The 14,733-nt window shown below is 49.7% G+C and carries 11 protein-coding genes; all 11 read left to right on the plus strand.

From position 1 onward, the window contains the following. The first annotated feature begins 60 nt into the window (after positions 1-60). The 11 genes from ACIFQN_RS10880 to ACIFQN_RS10930 all read left to right on the plus strand — a co-directional run bounded on the left by ACIFQN_RS10880 (position 61) and on the right by ACIFQN_RS10930 (position 14,731). Positions 61-708: a TetR/AcrR family transcriptional regulator gene (locus ACIFQN_RS10880; protein ID WP_429833039.1), complete on the plus strand. Its 648-nt coding sequence runs from the start codon at positions 61-63 to the stop codon at positions 706-708. A 240-nt stretch (positions 709-948) separates the two neighbouring features. Beyond that, positions 949-1,473 (plus strand): acetyl-CoA carboxylase biotin carboxyl carrier protein, encoded by a 525-nt coding sequence (gene accB, locus ACIFQN_RS10885; RefSeq protein ID WP_429833040.1) that lies wholly within the window; start codon positions 949-951, stop codon positions 1,471-1,473. Between the two features lie 66 nt (positions 1,474-1,539). Continuing rightward, the gene (locus tag ACIFQN_RS10890) at positions 1,540-3,663 is read left to right on the plus strand and encodes a methylmalonyl-CoA mutase family protein (protein ID WP_429833041.1); all 2,124 of its coding nucleotides are present in this window, start codon (positions 1,540-1,542) and stop codon (positions 3,661-3,663) included. Continuing rightward, positions 3,660-5,849, plus strand: coding sequence for a methylmalonyl-CoA mutase (gene scpA, locus ACIFQN_RS10895; protein ID WP_429833042.1), 2,190 nt, complete (start codon positions 3,660-3,662; stop codon positions 5,847-5,849). The genes ACIFQN_RS10890 and scpA overlap by 4 nt, the downstream gene beginning before the upstream one ends. Beyond that, positions 5,846-6,898, plus strand: coding sequence for a methylmalonyl Co-A mutase-associated GTPase MeaB (gene meaB / locus ACIFQN_RS10900; protein WP_429833043.1), 1,053 nt, complete (start codon positions 5,846-5,848; stop codon positions 6,896-6,898). The genes scpA and meaB overlap by 4 nt, the downstream gene beginning before the upstream one ends. Before the next feature lie 25 nt (positions 6,899-6,923). Beyond that, entirely contained in the window at positions 6,924-8,465 is a 1,542-nt protein-coding gene (locus tag ACIFQN_RS10905) for an acyl-CoA carboxylase subunit beta (RefSeq protein WP_429833214.1), read from the plus strand. 17 nt (positions 8,466-8,482) lie between these two features. Continuing rightward, positions 8,483-8,941 carry an acetyl-CoA carboxylase biotin carboxyl carrier protein gene (locus tag ACIFQN_RS10910; RefSeq protein WP_429833044.1) on the plus strand — a complete coding sequence of 153 codons (459 nt, stop codon included), beginning with the start codon at positions 8,483-8,485 and terminating at the stop codon, positions 8,939-8,941. A gap of 14 nt (positions 8,942-8,955) precedes the next feature. Beyond that, on the plus strand, positions 8,956-10,299 hold the full coding sequence (gene accC / locus ACIFQN_RS10915) for an acetyl-CoA carboxylase biotin carboxylase subunit (protein WP_429833045.1): 1,344 nt from the start codon (positions 8,956-8,958) through the stop codon (positions 10,297-10,299). A gap of 316 nt (positions 10,300-10,615) precedes the next feature. Continuing rightward, positions 10,616-11,764: an ABC transporter substrate-binding protein gene (locus tag ACIFQN_RS10920; protein WP_429833046.1), complete on the plus strand. Its 1,149-nt coding sequence runs from the start codon at positions 10,616-10,618 to the stop codon at positions 11,762-11,764. 44 nt (positions 11,765-11,808) lie between these two features. Beyond that, a complete protein-coding gene (locus ACIFQN_RS10925) occupies positions 11,809-12,933 on the plus strand; it encodes a mandelate racemase/muconate lactonizing enzyme family protein (protein WP_429833047.1) in 1,125 nt (374 codons plus the stop codon). A gap of 70 nt (positions 12,934-13,003) precedes the next feature. After that, a complete protein-coding gene (locus tag ACIFQN_RS10930) occupies positions 13,004-14,731 on the plus strand; it encodes a thiamine pyrophosphate-requiring protein (RefSeq protein ID WP_429833048.1) in 1,728 nt (575 codons plus the stop codon). Positions 14,732-14,733 lie beyond the last annotated feature (2 nt).

The raw sequence follows: 14,733 nt of genomic DNA on the forward strand, positions 1-14,733 counted from the left end.
TCAAGCTCGGCGCAGTCTGGTTTTCGCAAATCTATGCTATAATGATCACGGGTGAAGATAATGAGCGAAAAATCAATTAGAGAACGAATTATTGAAACATCCATGCGCTTGTTTGAAGCGAATGGCTATCATCGGGTGACCGTTGATCAGATTGTAAAAGAAAGCGGTACGTCAAAAGGGGGATTTTATCACAACTTCAAGTCAAAGGATGAACTCCTCTATATCATTCATGATCAATTTATTACCTATGTTTTGGAAAAAGCGGAGGAAGCCTACGAGCAATGGGATACACCGACGGAGCGGCTGCAGGCAATCGTTAAATCCTTCGTCATGATGATTGATTTGTACCGATCGCAGGTTACGATTTTTTATCAGGAAAGCTTGTTCTTGACTCCAGAGTACTTTACGGATATCGAGGTCAAGCGGGATCGCTATAAAAAAATGATGTTTACGGTTATCCAGGAGGGCATTGAAACAGGCGAATTCCGCCCGGAACTCCCTGTACCGATCGTTTCTATGGCTATTTTCGGAATGGTGAACTGGATTTACAAGTGGTATCAAAAGACAGGTACATATTCTATCGAGCAAATTGCCGATATTTATGCGGACATGGTTTTGCATTCTGTACTGAAACGCGAAGCGATGGAAAACCCGGATTTCAATCGTTTTTTCTTGCAATCCCCAGACTTCCCTTTTAAAACGTTGTAAAGGGATTAAATCCAAGGAACCAGCGGCTATGCTCAGCTTTGTATAACAGCAGTGTCCTAGTCGCTAGACAGCCTTGTTGAAAAATGAGCTAACCAGACCAACTAGTTGGTCTGTACTATTATTCAGACATTTGGTATAATGATTCAAAGACCAACTGGTCGGTCCTACACGATATTTACGAAACCAACTAGTCGGTTTGTAAAATAGATCATACTGACTTGGACCATAGGAGGAATCATTGTGCTTAGCATTTATGAACTGAGAGAGCTTGTAAAGCTATTGGAACAAACCGATGTGGAATCGTTTGAGGTTAAAAAGGAAGATGCTCGTTTATTTATTAAGAGAAGACTTGGTGGAGAGGGTACAGTCATCCAAAGCACCGTTGCACCAGCAAAGCTTGCCATAGTACCGCCCGTATCCGCTGCTCCAGCTATTCCCACTCCAAAACCAGCAGCAATCGTCGAGGCACCTGCTCCTGTTGAAAGTACGCCGCAACCAGCAAAGCAAATGGAGGATACAGAAAATCTGCACAAGATTACATCGCCGATGGTCGGCACCTTTTACGCAGCTCCTGCCGTAGATGCGGCTCCATACGTATCCGTACACGATCGCGTCGAACAATCAACAATCGTTTGTATTGTCGAAGCTATGAAGCTTTTTAATGAGATTGAAGCGGAAGTCAAAGGTGAAATCGTCCAAATCTTAGTGGAAAATGGTCAACTGGTCGATCAGGGTCAGCCGTTGTTCCTGGTAAGAAGGGCATAATACAGCAGGCTAACAGGCTGTACGAACAGAAGTGATAAGTGAGTGAACCGGGGGAGGTAAGGATTTGTGAACAAAGAAACATTGTTTAAAGAATTCTCCGTTCCAACCTATGAACAATGGAGAGCAGCAGCGGAGAAATCACTGAAAGGTGCCTCATTTGACGCCAAGCTCTTGACCAAAACGTATGAAGGAATCACATTACAGCCCATTTACCGCAAAGAAGATATCGAAAAGATACCTCTCACAGATGACATGCCGGGTGCTGCGCCCTATGTGCGGGGAACGAGATCACTCGCAGAGCAAGGGGGCCGGAGCTGGCAAGTATGTCAGGAGATTCTGGCGAATACAGCAGAAGCATTTAATCAAGCCGCATTACACGATTTAGCGCGTGGGCAAACGATGTTGAATGTGGTTTTGGACCGAGCATCGGTACATGGACTAGACCCGGACGAGGCTGCTCCAGATGAAGTCGGCGACAAAGGACTATCCCTCTTCTGTAGAGAAGATGTTGATACGGCCTTTCAGGGAATCAATTTGGAGGAAGTGCCGATTTTTCTCCAATCAGGTGCACTAGGGGTCCCTGTGCTTTCGATGATCATCGCTCATCTAGAAGCAAACGGTAGAGACATTGGCAAGCTCCGCGGGTGTATTGGCCAAGATCCGGTTGCGACACTGTTGACTGAAGGGAGACTGCCTTTTTCGTTAGCTACTGCTTTTGAAGCGATGTTGCAGACCACTCGCTGGGTGAGCATGAATGCACCTGAGCTGAAAACAATCCTCGTCAGTGCCGAACCGTATCATAACGGCGGAGGCAATGCGGTTACAGAGCTTGCTTTTTCTCTTGCTGCCGGTGTCGAATATATTCAGGCATTGCTTGAGCGAGGGCTTTCTATCGACGAGATTGCCCCAAGAATGCAATTCGTGTATGCGATCGGATCAGACGTGTTTATGGAAATTGCTAAGCTGAGAGCTGCCAAAATGCTCTGGTCATCTATTGTAGCATCCTATGGTGGTTCGCCGGATTCTCAAAAAATGACGATCCATGCAAGAACCTCGGCGTGGACAAAGACGGTTCTCGATCCAAATGTCAACTTGCTTCGCTCCACTACGGAAGCGTTTTCAGCTGTGCTGGGCGGGGTAGACAGCCTGCATGTCTCCGCTTTTGATGAAGCGATTCGCCCTGCAAATGAATTTTCCAGACGGATCGCGCGAAATACGCAAATTATTTTAGAGCAGGAAGCACACCTGGCAAAAGTGGCTGATCCCGCGGGCGGGTCATGGTATGTGGAATGGCTGACAGATGCACTCGCAGAAAAAGCGTGGGAGCTGTTCTTGCAGACAGAAAAACAGGGCGGTCTGCTATCCTCTCTGGAAGCGAACATTCCGCAGCAAGTGATTGAACAAATAGCGGCAAACAAGGCTGAAAATATAGCGAAGCGAAAAGCAAGAGTCGTAGGTACAAACATGTACGCGAATGTATCAGAACAGCCTGCACAACATGAAACACTGCCTGAAATTCATCAGGAACGGATAGCGGCATTGGGTACACATCGTGCATCCAAGGAAGACAGCTCCTTTACCCTAGCATTGCAGCAAGCTGCAGTAGAAGCAGATCATCAGGTGGGAGCCGCAGTGCAGGCTGCCCTCGTAGGAGCGACGATTGGAGATATTACAAAAGCACTGACCCAATCGGACCTGAAAGAGATGACACTCAAGCCGCTGAGGCTGCACCGTGCAGCGGATGCATTTGAATCACTGCGAAAAAACTCTGATGCCTATCTAGAAAAAACGGGATCCAGACCAGCTGTTTTCCTCGCCAATCTGGGGCCAGTATCCAAGCACAAGGCCAGAGCAGACTTCGCTGCCGAGTTTTTTGCGGTAGGCGGTTTTGAGGTGTTGCGAGAGCATCAGTTTGCAAGCGCCGAAGAAGCAGCGCAGGTCGCTAGCGCATCGGGTGCGGCGATTACCGTGATCTGCGCAGGTGATGCGACCTACCCGGAGCTGGTACCACCTTTGGCACGCGCACTCAAACATGCGAATCCGCAGATGGTGGTTCTCGTAGCTGGCTTGCCTGAGCCGGAACTGTTGGCGAGCTTTCAGGCGGTAGGGGTAGACGATTGTATTCATGTGCGCACGAATTGCTACCAAATGCTGCGCCAACTCCAGGAACGAACAGGGGTGATCTCATGAAGATGAGGCCGGATTTTTCAAAAGTGCCATATTGCTCCAAACGGGACATATCCGATTTGTTCCCGAACAGCCAACCACTCAGCGATGAAGCCAAAAAATTACTCGATGAGCAAATCTGGCAGACAATGGAGCAAATTCCCGTAAAGCCTCTCTATACAAAGGAAGACATCGAGGGGATGGAACATCTAGGCTACATGCCCGGCCTTCCGCCGTTTTTCCGAGGGCCTTATCCGACGATGTATGTGGCACAGCCATGGACAGTTCGGCAGTACGCCGGATTTTCGACAGCAGAGGAAAGCAACGCCTTTTACCGCCGCAATTTGGCTGCCGGACAAAAAGGCTTGTCGATCGCTTTTGACTTGGCGACGCACAGGGGTTACGATTCCGATCATCCACGCGTGGTGGGAGACGTAGGGAAAGCCGGTGTGGCGGTTGATTCCATCCTGGACATGAAAATCTTGTTTGACGGGATCCCGCTGGATAAAATGTCCGTTTCTATGACGATGAACGGAGCCGTGCTCCCGATTCTGGCTTTTTACATCGTCGCAGCAGAGGAACAGGGCGTTTCCCAGGCAGAGCTGGCCGGAACGATTCAAAATGACATTCTCAAGGAATACATGGTTCGCAATACGTATATTTATCCCCCAGAAGCGTCCATGAAGATTATTTCTGACATTTTCGCCTATACTTCCAGACATATGCCCAAATTCAACAGCATCAGTATTTCCGGGTACCACATGCAAGAAGCGGGCGCGACGGCAGATATCGAGTTGGCCTACACGCTTGCAGATGGACTGGAATATGTCCGGACCGGATTAAAAGCGGGAATTGACATTGATGCTTTCGCGCCGCGTCTGTCTTTCTTCTGGGCGATTGGAATGAACTATTTCATGGAGATTGCAAAAATGAGAGCGGGACGTCTGATTTGGGCCAATCTCATCCGTCAGTTCAATCCGAAGAATGAAAAGTCGATGGCACTGCGCACGCATTCCCAGACATCTGGCTGGAGCTTGACTGAACAAGATCCGTTTAACAATGTTGTCCGTACGTGCGTGGAAGCGATGGCAGCAGCCTTGGGGCATACCCAGTCCCTGCATACGAATGCATTGGATGAAGCGATTGCGTTGCCGACCGACTTTTCGGCCGGCATCGCGCGTAATACACAGCTGTTTTTACAAGACGAGACGCAGATTACCAAAGTCGTCGATCCATGGGCAGGCTCCTATTATGTCGAGTCGCTGACAAAGCAATTGGTGGAGAGAGCGTGGGCGCATATCGAAGAGATTGAGGCACTCGGCGGCATGGCGAAAGCAATTGAAACCGGACTGCCAAAAATGAAGATCGAAGAGGCAGCCGCCCGTCGCCAAGCCCATATTGATTCGGGAAAAGAAGCGATCATTGGCGTCAACAAATACCGACTCGATAAAGAAGATCCGCTGGAAATTCTCGAAGTCGATAATACAGCCGTACGCGATGCCCAGATCAAACGATTGCAGGAGCTGCGGGCAAACAGAGACGAAGCAAGAGTTCAGGCGGCACTGCAGGCGATTACGACATGCGCGCAGACTGGTGAAGGCAATCTGCTGGAACTGGCGATCGAAGCCGCACGGGCAAGAGCTTCTCTAGGTGAGATTTCAGACGCCTATGAAAAAGTAGTTGGTCGTCATAAGGCTGTCATCCGTTCCATTAGCGGTGTTTACGGCTCCGAATACGCCGATGCCGACGAGGTCGCAGTTGTACGCAAGATGGCAGATGAATTTGAACAATGGGAAGGCAGACGTCCTCGTATCATGATCGCGAAAATGGGTCAGGATGGACATGACAGAGGTGCCAAGGTCATTGCAACCGCCTTTGCCGACCTGGGCTTTGATGTAGATATCGGTCCACTTTTTCAGACACCGGAGGAAACGGCAAAGCAGGCCGTGGAAAACGATGTTCACGTCATCGGCTTCAGCTCTCTTGCCGCTGGACATAAAACGCTCTTGCCACAGCTTGTCGATGAACTGAAAAAGCTCGGTCGTGACGATATTGTGGTTGTGATCGGCGGAGTCATCCCGGCACAAGATTATGCCTTCTTAAAAGAACATGGGGCCGCCGCTATTTTTGGTCCGGGAACCGTGATTCCCGTTGCAGCCCAGAATGTATTGCAAGAGGTTGTCCGTCGCCTGGAGGCGGGGAGTCTATGAGTGATGGTGGGAACGACAAAACTTCCTTGACCTTTTCTTCGAAAGTCCGTCTGCCCCGACTAAGTGTCGATCAGTACGTCCAAGGCGTGCTTGAAAACAACCGCACGATTCTTGCGCAGGCGATCACACTGGTCGAGAGTAATTCCCCCGTTCATATGGAAGTGGCGCAGGAAGTGATCAAACAGCTTCTCGCTCATACCGGAAAATCCATTCGAATCGGAATTACAGGGGTTCCCGGTGCTGGAAAGAGCACGTTCATCGAAGCGTTCGGCACCATGCTGTGTGAAAAAGGACATCAGGTAGCCGTCTTGGCTGTTGATCCGAGCAGTACCGTTACACGAGGCAGTATTCTCGGTGACAAAACACGTATGGAGCTGCTGTCACGTAATCCGCGTGCGTTTATTCGACCTTCGGCTACTGGCGGGACATTAGGCGGAGTCAATCGAAAAACGCGTGAGACGATGCTGATTTGTGAAGCAGCCGGATACGATGTGATCTTAATAGAGACAGTTGGTGTGGGGCAAAGTGAAACGACGGTACGGTCGATGGTCGATTTCTTTTTGCTGCTGATGCTGACAGGAGCTGGAGATGAGCTGCAAGGGATCAAGAAGGGTGTCATCGAAATCGCAGACGCGCTCTTGATCAACAAAGCAGACGGAGAGAACCGCACACGGGCACTGGTTGCAAAAGGGGAATACAACCGCGCATTGCACTATTTGCAACCGGCCACGGTTGGTTGGGAGACCAAGGCATATATGTGTTCGGCCTTGACGGGAGATGGCATCGAGGATATTTGGAATGTCGTGAACCAGTTTCGCTCTGCGACGACTCAGACGGGTGGCTTCGAGGCTCGTCGCAAGGCGCAGTCATTGGATTGGATGCACAGTATGACACAGGATTATTTGCGAGCGATGTTTTTCAGTCATCCTAAGATTGCCGAGATCCTGCCGCAAATGGAAGGGGCTGTCGCCAGTGGTCAACTGTCGCCGACTAGCGCTGTACAGCAGCTGGTAACTATTTTTGAAAGTGCAATGGCAAAAAAGGGATAGAGAGAAGGTCGGACTTGTGAGCAATATGTATGAAAAAATTGACGAGCTGATGGAACGAAAATATAAAATTCAACTGGGCGGCGGAGATGCGCGGATTGATGCCCAGCATAACCGTGGTAAGCTGACTGCCCGTGAACGGATTGAGCTTTTGCTTGACCCGGACACATTCATGGAGCTGAATCCGTTTGTTGAGCACCGTGCGACCCATTTTGGTCTGGATCAAATGGAGGCGCCAGGCGAAGGCGTCGTGACAGGTTACGGAAAAATCAATGGCCGTCCAGTCTATCTGTTCGCCCAGGACTTCACGGTTTTCGGCGGTGCGCTGGGTGAAATGCACGCCATGAAAATTGCGAAGGTGATGGACCTCGCGGCTAAAAACGGAGCGCCTTTTATCGGGCTGAATGATTCGGGCGGCGCGCGTATCCAAGAAGGGGTCAGCTCCTTGGATGGATATGGGACGATTTTTTACCGAAATGCTATCTACTCTGGAGTCATCCCGCAAATTTCCGTTATTCTAGGACCGTGTGCGGGTGGAGCGGTCTATTCTCCCGCGATTACGGATTTTGTATTCATGGTCGAAAAAACGAGCCAGATGTTCATCACCGGGCCAAAAGTAATTGAAACCGTGACAGGTGAGAAAATTTCTGCCGAAGACTTGGGCGGTGCCAAAGTTCACTCGTCGGTAAGCGGAAACGCCCACTTCACTGCCGAAACGGAGCAAGAAGTGCTCGAAGGCGTTCGCAGACTGCTCAGCTTCCTGCCGCAAAACAACCAGGATCGTGCGCCGGTTGTCGAGACAGGAGCATGCGAGGATTGGCAGGAGGAACTCATCGAACTGGTGCCTGCCGAGAGCACCAAAGTCTACGATGTCCGCAAAGTTATCGAAAAAATCGTGGATCATGGAGACTTCATGGAGGTACAGCCCAACTTTGCTCGCAACATCGTGATCGGTCTGGCTAGAATTGATGGACATAGTGTAGGGATCATCGCCAACCAGCCAAAAGTGATGGCAGGTGGTCTGGATATTCATTCATCGGATAAGCTGGCCCGTTTTATCCGTTTCTGCGATTGCTTCAACATCCCGCTGTTGACTTTTGAAGATGTATCCGGCTTTTTCCCCGGCATCAACCAAGAACACGGCGGCATCATTCGTCACGGCGCGAAAATCTTGTACGCATACTCGGAGGCGACTGTGCCAAAAATCACCGTGATTTTACGCAAGGCTTACGGTGGCGCTTATGTAGCGCTCAACTCCAAGTCTATTGGTGCCGATGTCGTTTACGCATGGCCAAATGCGGAGATTGCCGTCATGGGACCAGAGGGTGCAGCCAATATTATTTTTGCCAAAGAAATTGAACAAAGCGAAGACCCTGTGGCTACGCGTGCAGAGAAAATCGCCCTCTACCGCGACAAGTTTGCCAATCCTTATGTAGCGGCAAGTCTCGGAATGGTTGATGATGTCATTGACCCGCGGGAGACTCGGAAGAAAGTAGCCGAAGCGCTGGAAATGCTGCGCAATAAAAAAGAAGATCGTCCATATAAAAAGCATGGGAACATCCCATTGTAAAGAGGGGAGAAACGGCTATGAAGCTGCATGATCTACGTGAATTTATTAAATTGGTGAACCAGTCATCCATTGAAGAGCTAGAATGGGAAGATGGCAAAACCAGTATTGTGATTAAAAAAGGTGCGCCTGTGACAGTCATTTCGGCAGAGCTCCCCGTTCAGGCGAGTGAAGTAGGGAGTGGCTACCAGGAGGCAGCGGCTACCACAGAATCAACTGAAGTGAAACAAGAACAAACAGTGCCCGTTCAGGAGACACAGCTCGTCGTATCCCCAGGAGTTGGAATTTTCCACACGGATGTGACCATCGGACAGTCAATAAAAACAGGGGAACGAGTAGGGAGTTGTACGGTTGATGCTTTGCAGCTTACCTCCGACATTTTTGCTCCAATTGATGGAGAAATCGCAGAAATTCTTGTAATGGATGGCCAGTTCGTTGACTACGGGAAAGCACTGCTGGCTGTCAAACCACTACTCTAGGGAGGAGCAAGAAAATGTTTACAAAAGTTTTGATTGCCAACCGCGGTGAAATTGCGGTCAGAATCATTCGTGCTTGCCGAGAATTGGGAATTGCTACGGTCGCTGTTTTTTCGGAGGCGGACCGCGAAGCGCTGCACGTGCAGCTAGCAGATGAAGCGTATTGCATTGGTCCTACCGCTTCCAAAGACAGCTATCTGAATATGGCGAGGATCATGACGGTTGCTTTGCATACGAAAGCGGACGCGATCCACCCCGGGTACGGTTTTTTGGCTGAAAACGCATCTTTTGCACAGCTCTGCCAGGATTGCTCCATCACCTTTATCGGTCCAGATCCGGAGTCCATTTCCAAAATGGGAGATAAATCGGTTGCTAAAACAACGATGAGCATGGCAAACGTCCCGTTGGTGCCAGGAACAGAAGGGTTAATTGATGATATCGAAGAAGCTCTTGCGGTTGCGAAAGAAATCGGGTATCCAGTGATCGTCAAGGCAACAGCAGGTGGTGGCGGAAGAGGAATGCGTGTCGCGTTTGACGTAGAAGAACTGGAAAAATCCATTCGTCAGGCGCAAAAAGAAGCGGAGACGGCGTTCGGCAATGCGGGGGTTTATTTGGAGAAATACGTGGAGGAGCCTCGCCACGTCGAAATCCAGATCATGGGAGACAAGCACGGCAATGCCGTCTACTTAGGGGAGCGCGATTGCTCCATCCAGCGCCGCCATCAAAAGCTCGTGGAGGAAGCACCATCTCCAGCACTCGATCAATCCCTTCGTGAAAAAATGGGGCAAGCTGCGGTCGCTGCTGCAAAAGCGGTTCAGTATCATGGTGCAGGAACCGTTGAATTTTTGCTGGATAAACACGGGCAGTTTTACTTTATGGAAATGAATACACGCATTCAGGTGGAGCATCCCGTAACAGAAATGATTACAGGAATTGATCTGATCAAAGAACAGATTTCTGTCGCAGCTGGCCAACCACTCTCCTTTTCTCAGGATGACGTGAAAATAAACGGATGGGCGATTGAGTGCCGCATCAATGCGGAAAATCCTGCTAAGAATTTCATGCCATCACCTGGGAAGGTTACAAACTATTTGCCACCAGGTGGTTACGGTGTGCGTGTAGATAGCGCCGTATATCCGGGTTATGAGATTTCTCCGTTCTACGACTCTATGGTCGCTAAGCTGATCGTATGGGGTACCGATCGTGAGGAAGCAATTGCACGTATGAAGCGAGCACTGGGAGAGTTTGTGATTGAAGGCGTTCATACGACCGTTCCCTTCCATGAAAAATTGTTGGAGCATCCTGACTTTGTAGAAGGGAATTTTGCTACGAATTTCTTGGAGAAGCATACGCTGGTGTGAGAATGTATTATGTTTGCATGTTTGGAATGAACTGCTTCATTTTGTTGATGTGATTTCTCGGATGCAGATGGAATCGTTACTGCTTGAAGATAGGCAGTGGCAGTCTAGGACTTATTTTTATGTCCAAGGGTGCCGCTGCTTTTTATTTCAGATCAGTCTGATATGAACAGGTCTCGCGCTTTTTTGTTTGTTATCAGAATATTGACAATATTGGCGGCAGTTTGTATCATGGTTTTAAGTAGTGAACCTATTAACAATAAATGTGTTTAGTAATTTTCTGGAAATAATATGGGCCAAACAAAGGGGAGACAAAAGCATGAGACTGAAGAGGTTTTTTCTGATTGGCTGTTGTCTGGTTATGTCAACTGTTACTGCTTGTGGTACACCGCCAGCCAATAACGCGAAGAACGGTGGAACAGCAGTCACCCAGAATGCCGCCACTGGAAACAAGGAGCTGGATACCCTTATCGAACTGGCGAAAAAAGAGGGAGAAGTGACCATCGTCGGCCAAGCCCAGACCAACCGGGAAGAAATGGTGAAGGAATTCGAGAAAACGTACGGGATCAAAGTGAAATATACCGGGATGCGCCCAAGTGAGGCGACACCGAAAATTTTGGCGGAACAGCAGCAAGGTAAGTATTTGACCGACATCATGATGGAAGCAACCCAACAGCTTGCCCTCCAGCTATACCCTAATGGCGCTTCAGAGGACATCCGCAATTATATTTTGCCTTCCACGGATATTACCAAGGACGACACTTGGTACAACGGTTATGAAACAGGTTACCAAATGGCTGAAAACACGGGTCAATACGTCTATGGTGTAATGGATTATCCGCGCGTTTACGTCAATAACGACGTAATTGAGCCTGGAGCTTTGAAGCAGCCTCAAGATATGCTCGATCCCAAATGGAAGGGAAAGATCATCATTCACAATTTCGCACGGCACGCCCAGGGGAATACGGCCATGACGGCGCTGTATTTGTCCGAGGGACAGGAGTTTATCGAGAAGCTGATGAAGCAGGAACCGATGATTGTCGATGATGCCCGGCAGATGGTGGAATGGTTTGCGATGGGCAAATTCCCAATTGGCGTTGGTGTGGATACAACCACCTTGAATACGTTCGTGAAGCAAGGCGTTATCCAGAAGGTGGGGAAACTTCAGCCAAAGATCAGCACGGTGCTGCATCCATTGGCGATAGGAGTTTTGAAGAATCCGCCCCATCCTAATGCCGCGAAGCTGTTCGTGAACTGGTTCCTCAGCAAAGAAGGTCAAACTGCCTTTGTCCAAATTACTACCCAGTATCAAAGCCGTCGAAAGGATGTAGAAGAGAGCCCCGACCCGACAATCAGAAGGTGGGCTACGATCGACTATAAAAAGTCACTGCAAAGCAAAGAAGCAGATGAAGTGATGAAGTGGGTGACAGAGCTTGGCAAAAAGGCATTTACGACACCGAAAAAATAGCCAATGGGAGTATCTTTCCTCAAGTGAGGGGGTAGGAAGGCAGGATGATTATAACGGATGTACGAGTGACCCGTTACAGGGAGATGAGTGCACCTGATTCGCGCCATGCTGCGGGCAAGGAAGTGCAGGTCGTCGACGTCCTCACGGATGCTGGCGTATCGGGGCGAGGTTTTTTATCAATCGTCGTGTCTGAAGCAAGCAGTAATGGCGACATCAGTGCCAATTTACTCCGGCGAGATCTAAAAGCTTCGGTACTCGGCGAGAATCCGCTTTACCACGACAAAGCGTGGCAGCGAATGTATGATCAAGTAGCAGCTCGTCTGGGGAGAAGGGGCATCGTTCGGCAATGCATGGCAGCGATTGATTTTGCTCTCTGGGATTTGAAAGGAAAGCTTTTTGGTGTGCCGGTGACTGCTTTGCTCGGGAATCATCGGGAGCGTATCCCCACCTACGCAAATCTTGGACAACAGCTTCCCCATGATCAATTGGCGCAAAAAGCTGCCGAGTATGTGAATAAAGGTCACAGTGCAGTGAAAATTCGAGTAGGTCGCTCTGCTGTTACCTTGAAGGAAGCGACAATGAGAGTCGCGGCCGTCCGCGAAGCGATCGGAATAGATGCAAAGCTGATGGTTGATGCCAACGGGACGTGGGACGCAGAAACAGCAATTGGACAATTACGCGCTTGGGATCGCTATGATTTGTACTGGTTGGAGGAGCCTGTTCCCCCTGAAGATCTTGCTGGCTATATTCGTGTACGAAAACATGCTGGCAGGACATTCATTGCAGGCGGCGAGCAGCATGCGGGCTTACTTGAATGTTCCCAGCTTATTGAAAAAGGAGCGATTGACATCCTCCAGCCGAATGCACTGGCGACGGGCGGAATAACAGATTGGCTCAAAATATATCATTTTGCGTTGGCGTCCGGAATTATCGTATCGCCGTGGAATCTGCAGCAAATTCACTCGCATTTGGGAGCTGGCTTGGCGGGGGTAAAATGGATCGAATACTTCACTGAAGATCGCAACGACCTGACGAATCGGTTGTTTAAGGGACCGGGGATGCGGGAAATCAGGGAGTCGGACGGGATTTACTTGTTGGCGCCAGAAGGACCTGGACTTGGTCTCGTTTTGGATGAAAAAGTAGCAGAGAGTACGATAGTTGCAGAGTAGGAACGAAACCGGGAAATGATAGCTTGTGAAAACTAAATCAAACCATTGTCATGAGAAGAGGGACGAAAATATGACAAAGACGCTTCACCACTATACAGCTGCCGATGCGATGCTACAAGCATTACAGGATGGGGGGGTATCCTACCTCTTTGCTAATTTTGGGAGCGACCATCCCTCCATTATTGAAGGATTGTCCAAAGCAAAAGCCGAGGGACGTGCATTACCAAATGTGGTGATGTGTCCACATGAGCACGTGGCTCTTTGCGCAGCGCATGGATATGCCCAGGTGACGGGGCAGGCACAGGGGGTGATTGTCCATTGCGATGTGGGGACACAAAACCTGGGTGGTGCCGTCCACAATGCCGCGCGAGCCAGAGTGCCTGTTTTTATTTTCGCTGGAGAAACACCATATACAATAGAAGAAAGACGGGGAATGCGAAAATCTCCAGCCAACTTTTTGCAGGATACCTACGATCAACATGGGATTGTCCGGCCTTATGTGAAATGGAGCTACAGCATACGGACAGGGAGCAATATCAAACAGCTGACGAATCGGGCTCTGCAAATGGCGCATAGTGAGCCCAAAGGACCCGTCTACCTGACAGGTGCCAGAGAGGTGCTTGAAGAGGAGGGGGAATCGGCTGAGAGTACGGGCAATAAGTGGTCGGACTTGCAGCCATCTGCATTGCCGGCGTCGGGTGTAGAGGAAATCACTTGTGCTCTCCTGGAAGCGAAACAGCCGCTGGTTATCACCTCCTATCTTGGGCGCAATCCGGCGGCTGTACAGGAGCTAGTCCGCTTCTGTGAACTTTTGGCCATTCCTGTTATCGAACATTACAGCTCTTATATGAACTTTCCTGCAACGCATCCCTTTCATCTCGGATATTCGGTAGAAGGCTACGTTGACCAAGCAGACGTAATCGTGGTGCTGGATTCAGATGTTCCGTGGATTCCTTCGATCAAAAAGCCCAAAAAGGAGTGCAGGATATATTACATCGATGTCGACCCACTAAAGGAAGGCCTGCCATTGTGGGGGTTTCCTTCGGAGCGCTATTACAAGGCTGATACAGAAGAAGGGCTACGGCAGTTGAACAATTATTTGTCGAGCCTCCCGATCAATTCCCAGCCCATCCAGGATAGGGCTGCCCGTCTTTTCGGTGTACACACACGTCAACGCGAAGAGTGGAGGCTGAATGAGCAACGGTCCGAGGGACAAGAGATTACGCCGGAATGGCTGACAGCATGCCTTCGGGAGCTGATCGACGACGAGACGATCATATTGAATGAAACCATTACGAATGCCAAGGTAGTCGGTCAGCATTTGCCGCGCAATATCCCAGGCAGCTTTTACGGGAGCGGAGGCACCTCTTTAGGGTGGAACGGCGGGGCTGCCATCGGAGTCAAGTTGGCTTCGCCCGATAAAAACGTAATCGTATTGACCGGGGATGGCAGCTATTTTTTCAGCATTCCTTCCTCGGTTCATTGGGTTGCCCGCAAATACAAGGCTCCGTTTATGACGGTCATCTACAATAATCAAGGCTGGAAGGCAACCAAGCACAATGTCGACAGGCTGTATCCGGACGGTAAGGCAAGTATGCTGGACAGCTACTGGGTTCACTTTGATCAGCCAGCCGATCTGGCAAAGATTGCTGAGGCGGCAGGTGGCGCATTTGCGGAGACAGTCACAGAACCGTCTCAGCTGAAGGATGCTTTGCGCAGGGGGCTAGATGCTGTGCAGGATGGCAGATCCTCTGTCATCGACGTGCACCTTCCGGCCATTTCCAAGCAAAGAGACTAATG

It is taken from the genome of Brevibacillus sp. NRS-1366, assembly GCF_050467985.1.